Annotated in this window: 18 protein-coding genes and 1 tRNA gene; 11 read left to right on the forward strand and 8 right to left on the reverse strand. The window is 45.4% G+C overall.

Annotated features, from left to right (window positions below):
- Positions 1–4: 4 nt before the first annotated feature.
- The 3 genes from NYP65_RS04700 to clpB form a co-directional block, all read right to left on the reverse strand.
- Positions 5–853 carry a hypothetical protein gene (locus tag NYP65_RS04700; protein ID WP_004114126.1) on the reverse strand — a complete coding sequence of 283 codons (849 nt, stop codon included), beginning with the start codon at positions 851–853 and terminating at the stop codon, positions 5–7.
- A gap of 58 nt (positions 854–911) precedes the next feature.
- Complete coding sequence (locus NYP65_RS04705; RefSeq protein WP_473410692.1) at positions 912–2,252, reverse strand: DNA recombination protein RmuC; 1,341 nt, start codon at positions 2,250–2,252, stop codon at positions 912–914.
- 167 nt (positions 2,253–2,419) lie between these two features.
- Positions 2,420–5,014, reverse strand: coding sequence for an ATP-dependent chaperone ClpB (gene clpB / locus NYP65_RS04710; protein ID WP_473410693.1), 2,595 nt, complete (start codon positions 5,012–5,014; stop codon positions 2,420–2,422).
- 230 nt (positions 5,015–5,244) lie between these two features.
- Here clpB and NYP65_RS04715 point away from each other — a divergent pair, with 230 nt between their 5' ends.
- Positions 5,245–6,060 (forward strand): fumarylacetoacetate hydrolase family protein, encoded by an 816-nt coding sequence (locus NYP65_RS04715; protein WP_473410694.1) that lies wholly within the window; start codon positions 5,245–5,247, stop codon positions 6,058–6,060.
- 38 nt (positions 6,061–6,098) lie between these two features.
- Here NYP65_RS04715 and NYP65_RS04720 read toward each other — a convergent pair whose 3' ends face one another.
- The 3 genes from NYP65_RS04720 to NYP65_RS04730 form a co-directional block, all read right to left on the reverse strand.
- A complete protein-coding gene (locus NYP65_RS04720) occupies positions 6,099–6,899 on the reverse strand; it encodes a YggS family pyridoxal phosphate-dependent enzyme (protein WP_473410695.1) in 801 nt (266 codons plus the stop codon).
- Positions 6,900–6,933: 34 nt separating this feature from the next.
- A complete protein-coding gene (locus tag NYP65_RS04725) occupies positions 6,934–7,983 on the reverse strand; it encodes a glutamyl-Q tRNA(Asp) synthetase (protein WP_473410696.1) in 1,050 nt (349 codons plus the stop codon).
- 180 nt (positions 7,984–8,163) lie between these two features.
- Positions 8,164–8,895 (reverse strand): MIP/aquaporin family protein, encoded by a 732-nt coding sequence (locus NYP65_RS04730; RefSeq protein ID WP_060785810.1) that lies wholly within the window; start codon positions 8,893–8,895, stop codon positions 8,164–8,166.
- Between the two features lie 150 nt (positions 8,896–9,045).
- Between NYP65_RS04730 and NYP65_RS04735 the strand changes: the two genes are divergently transcribed.
- The 3 genes from NYP65_RS04735 (at position 9,046) to NYP65_RS04745 (ending at position 12,248) form a co-directional block, all read left to right on the forward strand.
- Positions 9,046–9,219 (forward strand): hypothetical protein, encoded by a 174-nt coding sequence (locus tag NYP65_RS04735; protein ID WP_165845223.1) that lies wholly within the window; start codon positions 9,046–9,048, stop codon positions 9,217–9,219.
- A 282-nt stretch (positions 9,220–9,501) separates the two neighbouring features.
- Entirely contained in the window at positions 9,502–11,739 is a 2,238-nt protein-coding gene (locus NYP65_RS04740) for an RNA degradosome polyphosphate kinase (RefSeq protein ID WP_004131519.1), read from the forward strand.
- 326 nt (positions 11,740–12,065) lie between these two features.
- Positions 12,066–12,248 (forward strand): hypothetical protein, encoded by a 183-nt coding sequence (locus NYP65_RS04745; RefSeq protein WP_004131521.1) that lies wholly within the window; start codon positions 12,066–12,068, stop codon positions 12,246–12,248.
- Positions 12,249–12,362: 114 nt separating this feature from the next.
- On the opposite strand, the gene NYP65_RS04750 is transcribed toward NYP65_RS04745, so the two are convergent.
- Positions 12,363–13,358, reverse strand: a complete 996-nt coding sequence (locus tag NYP65_RS04750) for an FKBP-type peptidyl-prolyl cis-trans isomerase (RefSeq protein WP_415680894.1) — start codon at positions 13,356–13,358, stop codon at positions 12,363–12,365.
- A 284-nt stretch (positions 13,359–13,642) separates the two neighbouring features.
- Here NYP65_RS04750 and NYP65_RS04755 point away from each other — a divergent pair, with 284 nt between their 5' ends.
- The 5 genes from NYP65_RS04755 (at position 13,643) to NYP65_RS04775 (ending at position 18,357) form a co-directional block, all read left to right on the forward strand.
- Complete coding sequence (locus NYP65_RS04755) at positions 13,643–15,586, forward strand: hypothetical protein (RefSeq protein WP_116689298.1); 1,944 nt, start codon at positions 13,643–13,645, stop codon at positions 15,584–15,586.
- 21 nt (positions 15,587–15,607) lie between these two features.
- Complete coding sequence (locus tag NYP65_RS04760; RefSeq protein WP_473410785.1) at positions 15,608–16,627, forward strand: DUF8094 domain-containing protein; 1,020 nt, start codon at positions 15,608–15,610, stop codon at positions 16,625–16,627.
- Positions 16,628–16,702: 75 nt separating this feature from the next.
- Complete coding sequence (locus NYP65_RS04765) at positions 16,703–17,731, forward strand: tetratricopeptide repeat protein (protein ID WP_004132260.1); 1,029 nt, start codon at positions 16,703–16,705, stop codon at positions 17,729–17,731.
- 96 nt (positions 17,732–17,827) lie between these two features.
- Positions 17,828–18,082, forward strand: coding sequence for a hypothetical protein (locus NYP65_RS04770; protein WP_004131529.1), 255 nt, complete (start codon positions 17,828–17,830; stop codon positions 18,080–18,082).
- Positions 18,083–18,084: 2 nt separating this feature from the next.
- The gene (locus tag NYP65_RS04775) at positions 18,085–18,357 is read left to right on the forward strand and encodes a hypothetical protein (protein WP_004131531.1); all 273 of its coding nucleotides are present in this window, start codon (positions 18,085–18,087) and stop codon (positions 18,355–18,357) included.
- Positions 18,358–18,413: 56 nt separating this feature from the next.
- Here the strand turns inward: NYP65_RS04775 and NYP65_RS04780 are convergent.
- Positions 18,414–18,487 (reverse strand) — tRNA-Met (locus NYP65_RS04780).
- A gap of 380 nt (positions 18,488–18,867) precedes the next feature.
- Here NYP65_RS04780 and atpB point away from each other — a divergent pair.
- On the forward strand, positions 18,868–19,728 hold the full coding sequence (gene atpB, locus NYP65_RS04785) for a F0F1 ATP synthase subunit A (RefSeq protein ID WP_004131532.1): 861 nt from the start codon (positions 18,868–18,870) through the stop codon (positions 19,726–19,728).
- A 90-nt stretch (positions 19,729–19,818) separates the two neighbouring features.
- On the forward strand, positions 19,819–20,052 hold the full coding sequence (gene atpE, locus NYP65_RS04790; protein WP_004105752.1) for an ATP synthase F0 subunit C: 234 nt from the start codon (positions 19,819–19,821) through the stop codon (positions 20,050–20,052).
- Positions 20,053–20,072: the final 20 nt, after the last annotated feature.

A 20,072-nucleotide genomic window follows, 5' to 3' on the forward strand; every position in this document is an offset into this window, starting at 1 on the left:
GCAACTAATCTTGGCAGCCGTCAGTTGCGCAATCGCCTGTGCAACCTGACTTGCAATGACCGCCACAGCAATTGTCTTCACAGCAAGGCTCAGTGCAACCATCGTGAGCGCAATCACCAGTGCACTCTACTTTGCAATGACCACCGCAGCAGTTATCTTCACAGCATGGCTCAGTGCAACCATCATGCTTGCAATCACCAGTGCATTTAACCTCGCAATGACCGCCACAGCAGTTGTCGTTGCAGCAATCGTCGCGATCTGCATCTGCACGTAATTCTTCTTCATCGAAAGCTTGAACAAATGCCATTTTAGTACTCTCCTCACTTATTGGATTTACTAATTGAAGATGCCTTGTGCCTTGTTCGTCGGCGTCAACACCACCAATTAATGCAACTATAGCAAGAATTTGCGCGCCTTGCTGATTAACAATGCCAAAATCAAGACTTAATTCATTTCCGTGTCGTAAAGTCACAAGCGAAGAAGTTTGAACATACGATTTTTCAGAGAGCCAAGAGTCAAGTAACAATACTCGCTTGCCTTTAACAGACGGACCTTTTGTTGCAGGAAAAACAAAATCCATAACAAAGCCGTCGAGTGCAATTCCTTTACGTTCTGCAGCATGAATAAGTGCAAAAACCATTGGAACTGCAGCGGCAGTTAACGCACCAACAGCGTCAACATCGCGCTCTAACGAATACCCAGCTTTCTCAATTGAGTCAAAAAGAACATCACCAACTAGCTTAGAGCCGCGCTGAGCAAATGTAACAGAAAACAGTTCGCTAAATGGTTTCGCGCTCATATCTGCATAAAGCATGCGTTTAAGTTCCGCGCGTTCCTCTTGTAATTCTGTCATTTTTGCACTCCTTAGCGTTTAGAGTTCTTCAATTTTTTATGCTTTAATGTTTTTACGCTTAATGATCTTCTACTGATACTTCTGGAGCGCTCAGCTCTTTAACATCAGCTTTATCGGAATCTATAAGATCTATTGAAGCAATAACTTTACTTTGGTCTAACTTCTGAAGTTTACGCGCTGTTACCAACACTCTAGACTCAAGTGAGGAAGCAAACTTATTGTAAGCTGCGACTGTTCTTGCCAAAGATACGCCAAGCTTTGAAGCATTTTCTCCAAGAACCGCAAAGCGATCGTACAATTCTCGAGATAAATCGAAAAGTTCTTTTGCGTCATCTGTAAGACTTTGCTGCTGCCATGCGTATGCAACAGACTTAAGCACAGCCCACAAGGTAACTGGGGAAGTGAGGGCTACTTTTTGCGCAAAAGCATCATCCATAAGTGTTGGATCCGCCTCAAGGGCCGCCTGAAGCAATGCTTCGTTTGGAATAAATGCAACTACAAAGTCTGGTGCTGTTTCAAAAGCCTGCCAATATGCTTTAGCTCCTAATGCTCTAACGTGCTCTCGCAAAGCCTTAGCGTGCGCTTTTAGAAGCTCACTTCTTCTAGCTAATTCTTCGTCGCTTGCGTCATCTGGGATTTCGCAAGCGCGCTGATAATCCGCATACGGAACTTTTGCATCAACTGGAATTGTTTTGCCTCCTGGCAGATGCACAACCATATCTGGCCTCTGCTGCTCACCATTCACTCCTGTTACAACAACCTGCGTATCAAAATCAACATGTTCAAGCAAGCCTGCGGATTCCACAATATTCTTTAGCTGAGCCTCGCCCCAAGCTCCGCGAACCTTGTTATTTCGCAATGCTGCAGAAAGCGAACTTGTTTCGCGGTCAAGCCTTGTTTGCTGCTCGCTTAAGCCTTTAAGCTGAGTGCTCAGCACACCCATTTCTTGCTTGCGGCCTTCTTCAATCTGCGAAACTTTATTCTTCAAAGCTTCGAGATTGTCTTTTACTGGAGCAAGCGCTTCCAAGACTTTGCCTTGCTCTTTCAAAGTTTTTTCACGATTTAACCGTTCGCGTTCTTCTCGTTCTGCTCGCAATTGTTCTTCGCGATTCACTCGCAATTGTTCTGCTTGCTGCGCTTTAGCAAGTTCTGCTTCAACAAACTTTAATCGCTCAGCAAGCTGCTCTGATTGTGTGCGATATCGTATAGCCTGATTGCCATTTTCTTGAGCTTGAGCGCGCGCTTGCTCGTACTGCGAGCGCAATTCGTTAAATTCGCGTTGACTTACGCCATTAACGCCTTGCGTTCCATAGTTGCGCTTAACAATAGCCAGCACAACAATGGCGGTTATTACAACAGCAACCACCATTAAAACAAACATCACAATACTATCGAACATACGTTCTATTAAACACTACTGGTTTGACTTTTGAAACAAAACTAGACACGCGCATTATTGCATAGAAAAATAAGCGTTATGCAACAAAAATAGCGCGCTGTCTACTGGAAAATAATCCAATAAACAGCACGCTTTGTTTTATTTGGCTACATTAAATAATGCATATATTACGCAATCTTGAGAGTTACATGGTCGTCGTTCTCTGCACAATCCGCAACTACGTGAGCGCCATCATGCACCTTGCCAGAAAGCAGCAATCGCGCAAGCTGATCGCCAATTTCCGTTTGAACCAGTCTACGCAACGGACGAGCGCCGTAAACTGGATCATAGCCATGCTCCGCAAGCCAAGCGCGAGCAGAGTCATTCACATCCAAGCTAATGCGGCGATCACTCAAGCGTGCAGCCACTTGACAAACTTGAATATACACAATTCCACTAAGCTCTTCGCGGCTCAACGGATGGAACATAACAAGCTCATCCAAACGGTTGATGAACTCTGGCTTAAACTCAGCGTGAACAGCGTTCATAACAGCCTTGCGTTTAGCAGCATCGTCCAAGCCTTCTTGCACAAGGAATTGCGAACCCAAGTTTGATGTCATAATCAAAATCGTATTCGTAAAATCAACCGTTCTACCCTGACCGTCAGTCAAACGACCATCGTCCAAAACCTGCAACAAAACGTCGAATACTTCTGGATGCGCCTTCTCAACTTCGTCAAAAAGCACTACAGAATACGGACGCCTACGCACAGCTTCAGTAAGCTGGCCGCCTTCCTCGTAGCCAATGTATCCAGGAGCAGCACCGATTAGACGAGAAACGGAGGCCTTTTCCATGTACTCGCTCATATCAATGCGAACTATTGCGCGCTCGTCGTCAAACAAAAAGTCAGCAAGAGCCTTTGCAAGCTCCGTCTTACCAACGCCAGTAGGGCCCAAGAACAAGAAGGAACCGGTTGGGCGATTCGGGTCTGCAATTCCAGCACGGCTTCTGCGCACAGCATTCGCTATAGCCTGAATTGCTTCACTTTGACCAACCACACGCTTAGAAAGCTCCTTTTCCATGTTGAGTAGCTTCTCATTTTCGCCTTGCATCAAGCGGCCAACAGGAATGCCAGTCCATTCGCTAACGACTCCAGCAATAGAATCGGCATCAACCTGGTCTGGAACCATCGGCTCTTTCGCTTCACTCTTAGCATTAGCAGCCTCGGACTCCGCTTCTTCCAATGCTTTTTGAATGCTTGGGATTTCGCCATACAAAATACGGCTTGCTTGTTCCAAGTTGCCTTCGCGCGTGAATTTGTCGGCTTCTACGCGCTTAGCGTCGAGTTGCGCTCGCAAATCACCAACCTTATTGTGACCGGCCTTTTCCGCATCCCAACGCGCCTTCAAACCAGCAAGCTTTTCGCGCGAGTTTGCCAATTCTTCTTGCAACTTTTCTAAGCGTTCGCGCGCAGCAGCATCTTCCGCCTTCTTTAATTGCATTTCTTCCATTTCAAGACGCGTAACTTTGCGCTGCAATTCGTCGATTTCTTCTGGCTGAGAATCAAGTTCCATACGCAAGTGAGCTGCCGCTTCATCCACCAAATCAATCGCCTTATCTGGAAGCTGTCTGCCAGTAATATAGCGGTTTGAAAGCGTTGCTGCAGCTACGATTGCATCGTCACTAATCGTCACCTTATGATGCGCTTCGTAACGTTGCTTAAGTCCGCGCAAAATCGTCACCGTATCTTCAACAGATGGCTCGCCAACGAATACTTGCTGGAATCTGCGCTCAAGAGCGGAATCCTTTTCAATATGCTCGCGATACTCGTTAAGCGTAGTTGCACCAACCAAGCGCAGCTCACCTCGCGCAAGCATTGGCTTAAGCATATTGCCAGCATCCATTGAGCCTTCTGCAGATCCTGCTCCAACAACAGTGTGAATCTCGTCAATAAACGTAATAATTTGACCGTCTGATTGTTGAATTTCCTTCAACACTGCCTTTAAGCGTTCCTCAAACTCGCCGCGATACTTCGAACCTGCAACCATCGAAGCCAAGTCGAGACTGATAAGACGCTTGTTTTGCAAAGTTGTAGGCACATCCCCTGCAACGATTCGCTGAGCCAATCCTTCTACAACTGCCGTTTTGCCAACGCCCGGCTCGCCAATTAGCACAGGATTGTTCTTCGTGCGGCGAGAAAGAATCTGAATCACGCGACGAATTTCCTGATCTCGCCCAATCACAGGGTCAAGCTTTCCCTCGCGAGCGCGCGCAGTCATATCAACAGAATATTTTTCAAGCGCTTTGTAGTTGCCTTCCGCGTCTGGGCTTGTAACTTTCGCACCACCGCGTACAGTTGGCACAGCCTTGCGCAACGCATCTGCAGAAACATTGTGCTTTTTGAAAATATCCGCAACAGCATTCGGCGCGCTTGCAACCATGCCAACAAGCATGTGCTCCGTAGAAACGTATTCGTCTCCCATTGCGCGCATCTCTTTTTCTGCCTGGCTTAGCGCAGCCAAAAGCTGACGACTTGCATCTGGCTTAGTCGTAGTTGAGCCAGTAGATGAAGGCAATGCCACTAATGCATTGCGAATTTCAGCACCGATTTGTTGCGCGTCCGCCCCCGCCTGAGCAATAAGCGCGCGTACCACTCCATGCTCTTGGCGAAGTAAGGCATCTGCCAAATGTAACGTATCAACTTGCGCATTGCCAGCTGCCGCCGCGCTTTGCACAGCATCGCTTAATGCATCTTGCGCTAAGGTTGTAAACTTTTGTTCCATATTTACCCCCATTTGCACCGCTATTCTGCGGATTTTAGGTGATTTGCGTGCGATTTTTGCAATTACACTCAAACCACATTCTGTCAATTTCTAAAACTTGAGTCTACTACACTCAAGTTTTGTTTTCAAGATGTTTGTGGCGTTTCCTTATACAACGGTTGCTTGCGACTTTTCCTAAGTATTTTTCTAAGTATTTTCCTAAGTATCAAATATGTCGTAATCTTAAAAATATGAGAATTGCACGTTTTTCCTATAATGAAGTTCCTCAATACGCTTTCGTTCAAAAAGATGAAGCAGACGGCAAGGATTATTTAGTAGCTCTAGAAGGCCATCCACTAAGCCCTCAAGGAGTTAAACCAACAGGTAAGCGCTACGAGTTAGACGCCGACGGCGTGCGTCTGCTTGCACCAGTGATTCCTTCAAAAGTCTACGGATTGGCAAAAAACTACGATACGCGTTCTGCCGAAGAGCGCGCATCTTCTGCTGCGGCCGCGTCGCATACGGCTGCAGACATGGTGATTTTTACAAAGCCGAGCACATCTGTAATAGGACCTGACGATCCGATTGTTATTCCTGCTTTTTCAAACGATATGAATTTTGAGCCAGAAGTGGCTGTTGTTATGAGCAAAATCGCCAAAAATGTGTCGGCAGTTGCTGCAATGGACTACGTTTTTGGCTTTACATGTGTAAACGACGTAACTTTGCGCGATTGCGCAGGTAGCGACCCAATGTTTACGCGCGCAAAGGGCTTCGACACTTCTTGCCCACTTGGTCCATGGATTACAACCGAGCTAAATTGGCGCGATTCCCATATATCCTTTACGCTTAATGGCAAAGATGTGCCAGAGGCGAGCGGCACTACAGCACGATTGATTCATAGCATTCCACAGCAAATCGCTGCAATTTCAAGCTTCTCAACGCTTCTTCCAGGAGATGTTATTTTGACTGGAACGCCGTATCCTGCAGGAACTTTGCACGCTGGCGACGAAGCGATTGTGCACGTAGATGGCATTGGTTCGCTTCGCAATGTGATTATGCATGCGTAACTAAAATCATCAATTTGACTTAAAACTTTGACTTAATACTACACAAATGCGCGCGGGCCAAAGATTGCCGAACCGATTCGAACCATCGTCGAACCTTCGGCAATCGCCCACGCAAAATCGCCGGACATTCCCATTGAAAGCTCTAATTTTGCAGAGTTTCCATCATGATCTTGCGCTAGTTGTTCACTCACGCAATCTCTAATTTCTCGCAATTTTGCGAAACCACTTCTCACTATTTTTTCATCATTCACGCGCGCTCCAAGCGTCATTAATCCGCGCAAATTAAGCGATGGCAAACTAGATATAGCGAGTGCTTCGTCAATCGCACGTTCTGGAGCGCACCCAGATTTCGTAGCTTCTCTCGAAACGTTCACTTCCAGCATAACGTTTGTGCAAAGTCCCAAATTTTGCGCGCGAGCAGATATTTTTTGTGCAAGATCAATGCCATCAACCGACTGAATCCCATTTGCAAGCGGCAAAACTTTGTTTATTTTATTGCTTTGCAGCTGACCAATTAAGTAGAGCGGAATTTCGCCGTTTACACCAACGCTTAAGCCTTCTTTAGCAGCTTCCTTGCGTAAAATCTCGGCTTTTGCAACAATTTCTTGCGGTCGATTTTCCCCAATTACGCGCACTCCAGCTTTAAGCGCCGCCATAATCTCGCCAACATCTCGCGTTTTAGTTGCAGCAAGCAGCGTAACAGACCCAGCTTTGCGCCCGTAACGCGATTCGGCTTGAGCAATGGTGTCTTGCACGATGTGCACGCCGTCGGCAATTTGACGCGTACGAACACAATCAACCTCAGTATTCGCTAAATCTTTTTGCGTCATATATGCCATTTATTGCCCCAATCTATCAGTCTAAATACATAGTTTAGTCGAGGAAGGGCACGGATTTGTCGGCTAGGTTTGCGCGAACAGAATCCCACGGCGTGTCAAAGTTTTCAAACAACGCAAGCGCATCGTTTGCGCTCATATCTACAGGCTGATTTTGACCAGGATTCCTGTATCCCAAAAGATACATGCAATAGCCAATCATGCGCTCGGCACTCCAGCCAGATTCACGAAGCGCACCAACGTCTAGCGAGTGCTTACTTTTTGCGAGTCGCTCGCCTTGAGCGTTATCAATTAGTGGCAAATGCGCAAATCGTGGCTGCACATAATGCACGCCATGAGCCGCAAAAAATCCCGATTTTTCTAACAGCTCACCAATCCAAATTTGAAGCGCCGCCGAACGCAGCAAGTCGCGTCCGCGCACAATATCATTTACTCCGCTCAAAACATCGTCAACAACAACAGCAAGCTGATAAGAAAAAACGCCATCCGCGCGGCGAATCACCATATCTCCCAAATCGCGATTAATGTTAAACGATTGCGCGCCAAAAATCGCGTCTATAAAACTCACATTTGCTTGCGGCGAATCAGCCGATGGAACAGCAAGTCGCAAAGAATGTTGCTGATTATTTTGCAAACGCTTTTCGATTTGCGCCAAGCCTTCCGCGTTTTTGCGAAGATTTCTGCACGTACCCGGGTAGCGTATAAAGCCGTCGCCTTCTTGCGGCGCTGCAATTGCGCGAATATCGGAACGCGAGCAAAAACAAGGGTAAATCAGAGAATTTCCGTCGTCGTCTTGCAAAGATTCTAGCGCCTCAAGAGCTTCTTGGTAGATTTCAGTGCGCTCATGCTGATAAGTCGGCTCTCCAACCCAATCAAGACCAGCCCAATGCAAATCGTCAATAACTCGCGCGCTGGCATCCTTCGGCATTCGCGCAATATCAAGATCTTCCAGACGCAAAATCATGCTTCCACCTTGCGACTTTGCAGAAAGCCAAGCAGCCAACATTGCTACCATATTGCCAATATGCATGCGCCCAGAAGGAGTGGGGGCAAAACGTCCAATTGCAATAGTTGACTTCGAAAACATTATTCCGTCTTTCTTAATACCTTTAATACCTTTTTTAATAAGCACAAGCTTGCAAAACATAAACTTGTAAAATAAGAAGCGCGTAACGCATTCATACTAGCATTACGCGCTTCTTACAACCGCAATTAACCGTAATTAATCGCAATCAACCGCAATCAATAACAGTTAAAAACAACCGTTTTACGCAAATAGCGACTTAAACATAAGTACGCCCAAAATTGCGCCAGCAATAGGAGCAACCACTGGAATCCACGCCTCACCCCAGCGAGAAGAACCCTTGTGTGGAATTGGCAAAATGGCGTGAAGTAAGCGCGGCATAAGGTCTCGAGCAGGATTCAAAGCAGGACCAGTAGGACCGCCCATAGAAGTCACCAATCCCCAAACAACAAAGCCAACTACGATTGAAGCGCCAGCCAAATTCTTCTCTCCCCAAGGAGAAGTTAGGCAGCAAAGAGCTGCCAAAACAAGCACGAGCGTGCCAAAGAATTCGTTTAGGAAGTAGTTAAGCTTGTTATTGTAAGCATCCGTAGTGCAGAAAGTGCCAAGAATCGCCTCTGGCTCTTCTGTCTCGTTGTAATGTGGCAAATAAGTTACGTATACAATAAGCTGACCGACCAATGCACCCAAAAGCTGAGCCACAATATAAGGTGCAACATTTTGCCAAGGGAACATGCCATTTACGGCTTGTGCAATTGTCATAGCAGGATTTATGTGTGCGCCAGAAATTCCGCCAAACATGAGCACTGGGAACATAACGCCAAAACCATAGCCCATAGCAATGTTTAACCAGCCTGCGTGATGACCTTTAGTGTTTTTAAGTTCAACATTGGCAACAGCTCCATTGCCAAAAATCATAAGAATGGCAGTTCCAATAAACTCGGCTGCCAACATTACTGTAAATGAATGTTGCATGGTCCTTCGATCCTTCTTAATTGTTTTGCTGCTACATAATAAATCATTTTCAAAGAAGCTAAGAAAATGAATTTCAACAATATTGTTTCAGCAATTGTTCTTTGATAGTTTCCCCTAAGAGCCAGACAGTGTGAGGAGCATGGTGCGTGCATGCGTGTAGTGGGAGACTTAGCAGACGGCGGCGAACTAAAATCCACATCAAAAGAGGCTCACCACCTTGGCGAGCCTCTTGTTTACAAAAACAATCTTGCGGATTCATCTGCACAACATCCTCGTTGCAACGGTAAAAGTCTTAAGTATCCGTCCAACGTAATTGGAATCTAACATCCATACATTTTTGTGGGTTACCGCTCTTTTAATTTGTTCTTGTGATTATTATTATCACAACTTTTTACTCAAGAGTAAAGTGCAAAATTGCTTTTGTTAACATATTGTAATTAGTGTTCATTCGCACATAAAAAATAGATGGTTTTGCATCATTTTGTGAACATGCAATGGTTGTCATGTTCAAATGCGTTCGCATATTGAAGATATCGGCGTGTCGAGCACTAGCCACCGCCGACACTCAGTCGCGCACATCCCTTACAGCGCATACAATTACGGAGTATGGTACAAATTTTTGACGCTCCCTCAAAGGCGATTTTGCGCGGCCAGATTGCAGAGCACATCGCCGAAGACGAAAAGGCAGAAAAACGTGAAGCTCGTGAGGGCGAGCTACCGTTGCCAAAAGATCGCTTCTTTGACCGCGAGCTTAGCTGGTTAAAGTTCAATCGTCGCGTGCTTGAGTTAGCGCAAAATACCGATTTACCACTTCTTGAACGCGCTAACTTTGCAGCCATCTTTGCCTCCAACCTAGACGAGTTCTTTATGGTTCGAGTTGCAGGCTTAAAGCGCAGAATCGACTCAGGAATCGCAGTAACCGCTGCAAGTGGGCTTAGTCCACGTCAACAATTGCGCGCGATTAGCGAGGTTACGCATCGTCGTCAAGATGAGCATGCGCATTATGTTATTGACCACATTTTGCCAGAGCTTGCTAAGCAGCGCATTGTTATGCTCAGTTGGGATAAGCTTACGCAATCCGAAAAAGATAGGCTTTCAGACTATTATCGCAAGCAGGTTTTCCCAGTATTAACGCCACTTGCGGTGGATCCTGCTCACCCGTTCCCATATATTTCTGGCAAGTCAATCAACTTGGCTGTTATTGTAGAAAATCCAAATTCTGGAAAGTCGCATTTTGCTCGCGTAAAGATTCCAGATAATTTGAATCGTCTTGTTCCAGTTGATGATTTAACAGACGAAGAAGGCCGCGAAGAGCGCTACGGATTCATTACTATGGAAAAGTTGATTGCAGCGCATTTGGAATCGCTTTTCCCAGGCATGATTATTAAGGAAGCTCGCTCATTCCGCGTTACGCGTAACGAAGATATTGACGTTGAGGAAGACGATGCAGAAAACTTGCTCAACGCTATGGAAAAGGAGCTTTTGCGCCGCAGGTTCGGACCGCCTATTCGTCTTGAGATTTCCGACGAAGCTAGCCCATTCTTATCGCAGCTGCTGGCTAATCAATTGCGCGTAAGCCCAGAAGAAGTCTATCGTTTGCCTTCGCCGCTAGATATGACGGTTCTTTTTGAATTGCAAGCGTTGGATCGCCCAGATTTGAAGTATCGTCCGTTTATTCCTACTACAAATCGTCAGATTGCAGAAGTGGAAACTAGCCACGCGCAAGATATTTTCGCTTCGATTCGTGAGCACGACATTTTGTTGCATCATCCTTACGATTCGTTCTCTACGTCTGTTCAAGCGTTCTTGGCGCAGGCGGCGGCGGATCCAAAGGTGCTTGCAATTAAGCAAACGCTGTACCGCACGTCTAGTAATTCGCCGATTATCGACGCTCTCGTAGACGCGGCTCACGCTGGCAAGCAGGTTCTTGCGCTGGTGGAGATTAAGGCGCGATTCGACGAAGATGCCAACATTGCTTGGGCACGTAAGCTTGAGCGTGCAGGCGTTCACGTTGTTTACGGCATTGTTGGATTGAAGACGCATTGCAAGCTTTCGCTTGTGGTTCGCCAAGAAGCCGAAGGATTGCGACGCTATTGCCACGTTGGAACTGGCAACTACAATCCTAAGACGGCTCGCCTTTACACAGATTTGGGCTTGCTTACTTGCGATCCTGTAGTTGGTCAAGATTTGACTCGCTTGTTTAATCAGCTTTCGGGTTATGCTCCAAAGTCTAGCTTCCATCGCTTGCTTGTAGCTCCTCGCACAGTTCGAACTGGCATTATTGAGCGAATCCGCAGGGAAGAGGCGGCGGCTCTTGCTGGAAAAGAAGCGTGGATTAAGATTAAAGTCAATTCTGTTGTTGACGAAAAGACGATTGACGCTTTGTATCGTGCGGCTCAAGCTGGCGTAAAGATTGACATTGTGGAGCGTGGAATTTGCTCGCTAAAGCCTGGCATTGAAGGCTTGAGCGAGAATATTCGCGTTCGCTCTATTCTTGGCAGATTCCTTGAGCACAGCCGAATCTACGCTTTTGCTAATTCTTGCGGTCCGCAAATTGGCGACGGCCCTGCAAGCGGACCAGAAGTGTGGATTGGCTCGGCAGATCTAATGCACCGCAACCTTGATAGGCGCGTTGAAACGCTGGTTCGCATAAGCGCCCCAGACCAGGTGGAAGCGTTGATTCAGTACATTGACTTGCAAATGGCGGATTCAACGGTTTCTTGGTGGATGGATGGCGACGGCACTTACACGTTGCATTCTCGCGATGCAGAAGGCAGGCCATTGGTAGATAGCCAGGAATACTTGATTCGCACGCATACGCGTAAGCCGCGCGGTGTTAATTAGCTTACGATTAGCCAAAAGCCAGGGCATTTAGCTCTGGCTTTTTTGCTTCTACTGCCTTCGCGCTTTGCCCAAGATTTGTTACATTTGTCTCGGCGGTGAGACGTTTGTAACGCTGGCGGTTTCCCGACTTTGTACCAAATTTGGCAAATAGTTCGCGCGTTACAGCGCGCTCACGTCTTCGCCGCGCGTAAAGTCCACTGGACTTTACGTTTGAGCGGCTCAGCGCTCTATTCCTCACGGCTATTAGTAGCCGTTCGGCTGATTTGGCGCATAAAGTCCACTGGACTTTATGCCTTAAGCCAAATCACGCTTTGAAGGAGCTTGAAATGCGTTATGCAATTTTCAAGCTCAGTCAAAGCGCTTTTCGCGCTACGCTCAAAGCGCTCAGGCAGGTCGTGTCGTTCGCGCGTTACAGCGCGCTCACGTCTTCGCTTGCGTTGAAAGCACACCGTGCTTTCAACTTTGAGCAAGCTCAGCGCTCCGAATTACCTTTTCGCGCTACGCTCTAAGCGAAAAGGCAGGTCGGAGCGCGTACAAAAATGCCGCGCAAGATTTATTCAAGCGCGGCATAACATTAATCGCAGTTTAATCGCAAGTTAACTTGCAACTGAATTCGCAACTAATCACGAAGCGTAGAGAATATCTACAACAAAGTAAAGCGTTGAATTTGCAGGAATCGTTACGTTTCCTTTTGCGTCCTTCTTGTCTTCTTTGCCATATCCATCTTCTGGCGGAATTACCAAAAGAACTTGTGATCCAACTTTCTTTCCAGCTAAGCCTTTAGTCCATCCTGGAATAACTTGACCAGCCAGCGAGAAGTCTGCAGGAGTGCCGCGCTTCCATGATGAGTCAAATTGGTACAATTTTCCGTCTTTGTCTGTAGTCCATCCAGTGTAGTGAGCGGTTACTGTGCTTTTTTCGGTAACCACTTTGCCGTTGCCCTCAATCAAAGTTTGAGAAATTAGCTTTCCATTTGGCACGTAGTTATTCTTATCTAATGACGGTGCGCCAGACTTATCAAGAGTTACCTTCGGCAGATTTTGCGGAATATCTTTGACCTTGTTGCCTGTTGCGCGATCAAGAGTTTTCATTGCAGAAACAAGAGTTAACACCATTACGTACGCGTCTTGCTTAGTTTGTGGATTTGCAGGAATTCCAAACGCAATCGTGGAATTAATCTTCCTGCCCTTAAGCAGCGTGTAGTAAGACTTGCTAGTAACACCCTTTTTAACAACAATTGAGCAGTCTGGCTTTCCTTGCTTCCATGTGTTCATAAGCTCTTTGCCGCTTTTAGCGTTGTATACAATGCCATTAGCGCATACGCGACTATTTTCTGGGATTTTAGTGCCATTTCCATCTTGCAAAATGGCGTAAGAATTTGGCTTAACATCTATAGGTGCTGTTAACTCAACCTTTGGCTGCTTTCCTAAAGCTCCGCTAGCCTTAACGCCACTTAAAACGCTCATTCCAGCTGCGTTTGCTTCGCTACTTGCTGCGCCATTGCTTGACTCGCTGTTTGCGCTACAAGATGCTAATCCAAAGCACATGGCAATTGCGCTCGCAGTACAAATTACTCGAGTTATAACTGATTTAGTCAAATTTAATTTGGTTTTTGTCATAAGTTTAAGACTATAACTTGCATGTGATTTTGGTGTGATTTAACTAGCGATTTGTGTGCGATTTTAGTGTGATTTAACTAGCGATTTTAGCGCGATTTAAGAGCGATTTAGTCGCAATTCCAGCGTGATTTATTGCGCAAAACATCAAACCTTATAAAAGATTAGTAAAGATTGTAGAATAGATAGCAGTGGATAAAATATAACGAATTTAGAATTACGTTAATAAGTTTGTGCGCGTGCGGGGTGCCTAATTGGCGGCGTGCCAAGCTTAAGAAAGAGGTTTGATGCAACGTCCTACAAAACGAGCTAGGTTTATGCGAGGAGTAGTGGCCCCAATTTTTGGCCTTCTTGCTGCTCTTAGTATTGTTCTTGGTGTGCTTAACGCAACTGTTTGGAAGCCAAGCTCTATTGTTTCGGCGCATGCAAACGTGTATGGGTCTAGATACATTGTTACAGATCCAGGCGTTTTGAATCTTGTTGACTATAGAGTAAAGATTAGCGTTGCGGCACTAAATAGTCGCAAGCCGATTTGCGTTGCAGTTGGCTTAGCTAAAGATGTTCGTGGATGGACTAAGGGTTATTCCGTTCAGCGAATAACGGGCCTTAATAACTGGAGTAGTCTTTCTACCGATGTTATGAAGGCAGACGATAATGCGCGTGTAGATAGCGCAAAAACGGCCGATTCTAAGGTTTCTAAAGACGTTTCTAAAGATGCTTCTAAAGACGTTGATTTTAAGGATTCCGATTTATGGACTAACGCCACTTGCCAAATGGGTTTGGCAAAGTTGTTTGTAAATGCTGCCGACTTTGAGCAAGTGGGGAATGCGGCGGATTTAGCGTTAAAGCAGGAGTCGCAAGAGCAAAATAGTGCGCAAAGCAATGCTCAAAATGGCGCGCAATCGCAGACTTCTCATCAAAAATTGTCGTCGGAGTTGCAATCAAAAATTGCACGCAGGGTTCTTATAATCGATCTTGGTAAGAATTCTCCCGAAGCTTTTGTTGAATTGCGTTGGCGCAGGCATAATCTTCCTGATTTTGCTACTCCTATGTATTTTGTAGGAGCGTTGTTTATTTTGCTATGTGGCCTTTCGGCTTCTGTGTTTGCAATGGCTCCGCATCGCAGGCGAAACAAGCGACTTGTTGCAAGCAGAACGGGATTGATTAGTGTTGAAAACAATAGCCAAGAAGAAGTTAAGTTCTCGGAGGCTTTGGCTGGAACAATAGCTGGCGTTTTTGGTAGCAATAAAGACAAAAAGTCTAAGCATAAAGTGGGCTCTGGTGCGCATGCGCGTCACGGAGTTCACGCAAGAACGCGTACAACAAAGTCGCAAGCCGCTGGAGATTCTTCTATAAGCGTAAAGTCTGGTCTAAATTCTTCCCCTACTGCGGCTTTAGACGAAACAACTGTTATTTCTAAAGATGATTTGCAAGCTTATTTTGCAAGGCTTGCGAGCGAGTCGGGTTCTGATTTTAAGGGCGATTTTGCAGCAGGGAATAATTCTGCAGGGAATAACGTTGCAGGGAATAACGCTGCGGAGAATAATGCAGCGGAGTCTTTCGACTTGTCTAGCGCGAATCAGTCGGAGCAATCGAAGGATTTGCATGAATCTGCGGAATCTAGCGAATCTAGCGAATTTAGAAATTCGGGAATTGCAGGGAAGTCTGGAAAATCACAAAAATCACAAGGCGCATCTAAATCACAAACTGGGTTTGCAAAAAAGCGCTACAAGAAGGAATCGTATAAGGATCGCAAGAATCGCAACGATTGCAAAGAAAATTTTGCTGACGACTCCAAGAAGACCAATCGCGGTGAACATAAAAATCGAGATGGCATAATGGATGCAGAGTATCGTAAAGACAACGATAATCGTAAGCGCGATAATCGCATTGGCGAAAATCTTGGCAAATCGTCGGAGGCTGGCGATTCGAGTAGCGCAAAGCCTGGTGAAGCAAGGCGCAAGTCGCGCAACCAGTTTAACCAGCGTGACAACAGAAGCCAAAATCGTGGCAAAAATCGCAAGTATAAAGGCTCAGAGAATCGCACGAGTGGCTATGCAAGTGGCGGAAATACCAACGGCAACAAGGTCAGCAATAACGCCAGCAATAATGCCAATCGTGGTGCAAATGGCTCTAATAATGCTAGCCATCAAAATGGCAGCCGCCAAAACGGTCCTCAAAATGGTTCCCAAAGTGGCTCCTCAAAACCTTCAAAAAACCGCAAAAAGTAACGTATTTTGGAAAGTGTGACTATGTTTTATGCGCATAAAATCAAGCACTACGCGCGTTTTGCGTGTGCTTCGGTAATTGCTTCGGCAATGTGCCTTACGCTTTGCGCTTGCGAAGGCCAAGTTCCTAAGGCTGCAGAAGGCTCTAGCGTTAAAGAGCTTCCAGACGTAACTCCAATCAAAGAAAAAGATATACGTTTAAGAGTTTTGCGCTCTTTAGAAAAAGCTAACGAAGAGAAAAACGCAAGTAATCTTGCGGAATACATGAGTGGCCCTTCGGCTCTTGTGCGCGCAAGTGAGCTGGCGATTGCTGCAAAAACGGGCAAGCTAGATGCAAAAACCACTATTCCGCGTGAAGTTGCTCAAACAATTGTGCCAACAAACGCAAGTTGGCCGCGCGATTTAATGACAATTACCACAACAACAAAAGACCAGCAGTCTAAACGTTTGTTGGTGATTCGCCAAGATAGCGCGCGCTCAAATTACAAGCTTTGGGCTGTTGCAAGGCTTTTCCCTGGTGTGCATTTGCCAAAATTCCCAGTTCCTTCAATCGGAGCTTCTATGGGCAAAGCTAATGATTCGGGGCTTGTTATGTCTCCACACGCGGCTGTTACAGCGTATGCGGATGTTTTGCAAAGGGGAGAATCGAGCAAGTTTGCAAAGTATTTTGCTAATGATTATTTGCGATCAAAACTAAGCGAGCTTTCTAAAACAGTTCAAGCTGGAATGGAGCGAAATAAGGGATCTCAAGAACAAGTTTTTACTCCTGTAACAAACCAGATTAGCGTTATGCGCGCAAGCGATGGGAGTGATTTGGTTATTGCTCGCATTGATTCAGTTTGGACTAGAAAAGCTGGAGAAGGCCGCGAATCTAGGCCAGCTTCCGACGAAGAAAAAGCGTTATTTGGGGATTCTAAAGCCACTTCTACAATGCGCGTAACTTATGTGAACGTTGTTGCTATGGTTGTACCTCCTGCTGGCTCGGATGCAAAGATTATTCCTGTTGGGGCGGAGCGTCAGCCTATAAAGGTAGAGGCGTTGTAGAAGCGCCTTAGGCTTTCTGTAATGCGTTTAACGTTTTAGAGATATCTGTAAAGCAATATAAGCAAAAGAGGAAATATGGTTGATTCACAATCTATGGGCATGAATCCAGGCGGATTTTCGCTTGCTGGAGCAGTAGACTTAGAAGGCGTAAAGCGCAAAGCGGAGGCTCTTGCAAAGCGCGAAGCTGCCGAAAAATCTGGCAAACCGCAGTCTAAAATTCCGCTTGCAGGCGGATACGTGATTGATGTTAACGATCAAACTTTCCAGGCAATGGTTCAAACTTCCGTAAGTTTTCCAATTATTTTGCTTGTTTGGCAAAAAAGTGACGAAACTTCTTACGACTTAGCGCAAAAGCTTGCGGATTCTGTTAGCGCCTTAGATGGCAGAATGCAACTTGCGCGAATTGATGCGGATGAAAGCCCATCGATTGCTCAAGCTTTGCGTGCGCAGCAGCTTCCAGCTGTATATGGATTGGTTGGGGGCAGGCCAATGCCTATTTGCCAAGGATTGCCTAGTGAAGATGAGTTGAATCAGATTTGTAGTGCCATTTTGCCGCAATTAGTTAAAGTTGCGGAAAAGTCTGGTGTTGCTGGAACGGCTCCTTATGTTGATTCGGCATATTCTGGTGTAGACGATAATTCTGCGGATTCTGGCGACTCTGCGAATTCTGGCGATTCTGCCAATTCTTCCAGCATTCCACCTGAGCACAAAATTGCACACGATGCAGCTATGAATGGCGATTATGCTCTTGCTGCGCGCGAGTATGAAAAAGTATTGCAAGCTAATCCGAATGACGAATTGGCATCTCGTGAGCGCGCTAAGGCTTTGCTTCTTAGCAGAAATACGAATACAAACGTGGAGGCTGTGCGCAAGGCTGCTGGCGATAATCCTGGCGATGCTTCCGCTCAGCTTGCTGTAGCAGATGTAGATATGATTGACGGCCACATTGACGATGCTTTTGGCAGGCTTCTTGATTTTCTTGCTTCTCACAAAGATTGCGCAGAGGTGATTAAAGACCGCATGCTTGAGTATTTTGCAATGCTTCCAGCTGGCGATGAGCGCTTGAATCGCGCTCGCCGCCGTCTAGCGATTCTCCTTTATTAATACATCAGATATCTTGTATTACTTGAGTAATTTTTTGGTAATACCTCGGTGATAATCTAGTATCAATAGTCTTCGGCTTATGCGAGGTGTTTGTGAATGAGGGTTTATATATTGCCGCGCGTTCATAAGAGGCATCCAGAACTCACTGATGAAGATGTTCTTACAGCATTTCATAGTGTAATGATTGATGCACGCAGAGATAATGAAACCTGGGTATGTATTGGTCTTGATTCTCGTGGTAGAAATGTTGAGATTGTATACAAGCAGATTGGTGAAGATGTGTTGATATATCACGCAATGACTCCGCCAACTAAAAAGATTAAAATTGAGTTAGCTAAAAGAAGGTATTGAAAATGAACGAAGAGAGTCTACTAAGAAAATTTGGAATGACATCCGAGCAAATTGACAAGGATGTTGAGATTTTGGAAGATGAGAACCAAGATGATGGAGTAATAGGACCTGTATATTATGGGCTACATATGGCCTCTGCACAAGATGAACCTTTAGTTAGTATGACAATAAAACTACCTAAAGCGCAGCTTGAAAGCATAACAAAAGCTTCGAAAAGTTACCATATAAGCAGAAGTGAATATGTTCGCAGAAAGCTTGCAGGAGCTGTTAGTTAGTAAAAGAAAAGCCAAGATTCGCATTCGTGAGAAATATGCGATTCCTGGCTTTCTAGTAGCGGGGCATGGATTTGAACCATGGACCTCTGGGTTATGAGCCCAGCGAGCTACCGAGCTGCTCCACCCCGCGTCGGCTACTTTTAGCAGCTCTATCTACGATAGGGGCAAATTTGGATTTGTCAAGTCTTCGGCGTGTTTCTCGCATAATTTTATCGCGCAAGCAGTTTAATTTTAAACAAATGTGGAGTATAATAAACAAGTGACTAAAGCGAGTTATTAAGAATTTGCGTACTTGATATAATCGCAACACTCGTTAATAATCAGCAATATAACTCAAATATAACTCAAATGTACAAACTAAGAGTAGAATCAGCTTTTTAGAGATATATTTTCGTTTCGCACATATGTCAACGAATGAATTTACAGGATTTACGGTTTTACAAACTAGCTTGTGAATAACTTTATACTTAATGCAACTGTATTGTAAAAGAGTCCTACAAGGAGGCACGAATGAGTGGAGCTATCGAAGTTTTAGCGAAAGCTGCGCATATAAATGTTGCGGCGTTGCTAGCTTCAGCAAAGCCAGAGATGCCAAGCATTAATGACTTTTTGCCGCCAGAGATTTTATTCCAAGGCACACCTTTTGCCATGAATCGAATTATTATGGTGCGTCTTATTATGGCCGTAATCGTTATGATTATTTTTGGCATTGGAGCAGCCCGCGCAAAAGTGGTTCCAGGAAGATTCCAAAGCGTGCTAGAAATTCTAATGGACTTTGTGCGATTTAACATTGTGTACGAAATGATTGGCGAAGAGCGCGGAAAGCGTTATGTGCCAATGATTACAACCCTTTTTATAACAATATTCTTCTTTAATCTTTGCTCAGTTATTCCAGGCTTAAATATGGCTGCAACCGCAACTATTACAGGGCCATTAGTGTTTGCTCTTTGGGTTGTGTGCCAATACTTAATCACTGGAATTAGAGAAAAAGGATTCTTAACGTTCTTCCGCGAATCCTTGTTCCCAGCAGGAGTGCCATGGCCGATTTACTTTATTCTTACGCCATTGCAGCTGCTGGAATTATTGATTGTGCGACCACTTTCGCTTACAATCCGTTTGTTTGCGAATATGATTGCTGGCCATTTGCTGGTGGCCACTTGCCTAGTATTCACCAACTTCTTTGTGGTGGATTCCAGCAATAAACTCCTTGCCTTAGGCGGTGCATTATGGCTGCTTGGTGGCATTCTGTTTACAGTATTCGAAATAATAGTCGCAGGCTTGCAGGCGTTTATTTTTACAGTTCTTGCATCTGTGTATATTTCGGAAAGTTACCCCGAGAAAGAAGAAAAATCTGCTGTTGCTGTTGCATAGATAGTTAAAACTAATTAAAGCAAACAAATAAATCAGGTTTAATAATCTTAGGGTTTATAACTGGTTACTGTTCCTAAAGAAAGGAAACCAATGAATAGTATCATCGCTCTCGCAGGATTGACGGGCAACCTTAGCATTCTCGGCTTTGCCGTTGCTACTCTTTCCCCTGCTATCGGAATGGCAATGGTTGTATCCAAGGCTATGGAATCCACTGCACGTCAGCCAGAAGTCGGCAACCGTATTCAGTTGTTCATGTTTATTGGCTTGGCATTCATCGAGGTTCTGGGCTTGCTCGGATTCGTTGCCTACATTATGGGAAGCTGAACCGAACGAAACAACTCGTT

Source organism: Gardnerella sp. c12Ub_1, from assembly GCF_055804375.1.

Bases quoted from the DNA above. Each gene is read 5' to 3' on its own strand.
- NYP65_RS04700 (WP_004114126.1), bottom strand. From the start codon at position 853: ATGACAGAATTACAAGAGGAACGCGCGGAACTTAAACGCATGCTTTAT.
- NYP65_RS04705 (WP_473410692.1), bottom strand. From the start codon at position 2,252: ATGTTCGATAGTATTGTGATGTTTGTTTTAATGGTGGTTGCTGTTGTA.
- clpB (WP_473410693.1), bottom strand. From the start codon at position 5,014: ATGGAACAAAAGTTTACAACCTTAGCGCAAGATGCATTAAGCGATGCT.
- NYP65_RS04715 (WP_473410694.1), top strand. From the start codon at position 5,245: ATGAGAATTGCACGTTTTTCCTATAATGAAGTTCCTCAATACGCTTTC.
- NYP65_RS04720 (WP_473410695.1), bottom strand. From the start codon at position 6,899: ATGGCATATATGACGCAAAAAGATTTAGCGAATACTGAGGTTGATTGT.
- NYP65_RS04725 (WP_473410696.1), bottom strand. From the start codon at position 7,983: ATGTTTTCGAAGTCAACTATTGCAATTGGACGTTTTGCCCCCACTCCT.
- NYP65_RS04730 (WP_060785810.1), bottom strand. From the start codon at position 8,895: ATGCAACATTCATTTACAGTAATGTTGGCAGCCGAGTTTATTGGAACT.
- NYP65_RS04735 (WP_165845223.1), top strand. From the start codon at position 9,046: ATGCGTGTAGTGGGAGACTTAGCAGACGGCGGCGAACTAAAATCCACA.
- NYP65_RS04740 (WP_004131519.1), top strand. From the start codon at position 9,502: ATGGTACAAATTTTTGACGCTCCCTCAAAGGCGATTTTGCGCGGCCAG.
- NYP65_RS04745 (WP_004131521.1), top strand. From the start codon at position 12,066: ATGCGTTATGCAATTTTCAAGCTCAGTCAAAGCGCTTTTCGCGCTACG.
- NYP65_RS04750 (WP_415680894.1), bottom strand. From the start codon at position 13,358: ATGACAAAAACCAAATTAAATTTGACTAAATCAGTTATAACTCGAGTA.
- NYP65_RS04755 (WP_116689298.1), top strand. From the start codon at position 13,643: ATGCAACGTCCTACAAAACGAGCTAGGTTTATGCGAGGAGTAGTGGCC.
- NYP65_RS04760 (WP_473410785.1), top strand. From the start codon at position 15,608: ATGTTTTATGCGCATAAAATCAAGCACTACGCGCGTTTTGCGTGTGCT.
- NYP65_RS04765 (WP_004132260.1), top strand. From the start codon at position 16,703: ATGGTTGATTCACAATCTATGGGCATGAATCCAGGCGGATTTTCGCTT.
- NYP65_RS04770 (WP_004131529.1), top strand. From the start codon at position 17,828: ATGAGGGTTTATATATTGCCGCGCGTTCATAAGAGGCATCCAGAACTC.
- NYP65_RS04775 (WP_004131531.1), top strand. From the start codon at position 18,085: ATGAACGAAGAGAGTCTACTAAGAAAATTTGGAATGACATCCGAGCAA.
- atpB (WP_004131532.1), top strand. From the start codon at position 18,868: ATGAGTGGAGCTATCGAAGTTTTAGCGAAAGCTGCGCATATAAATGTT.
- atpE (WP_004105752.1), top strand. From the start codon at position 19,819: ATGAATAGTATCATCGCTCTCGCAGGATTGACGGGCAACCTTAGCATT.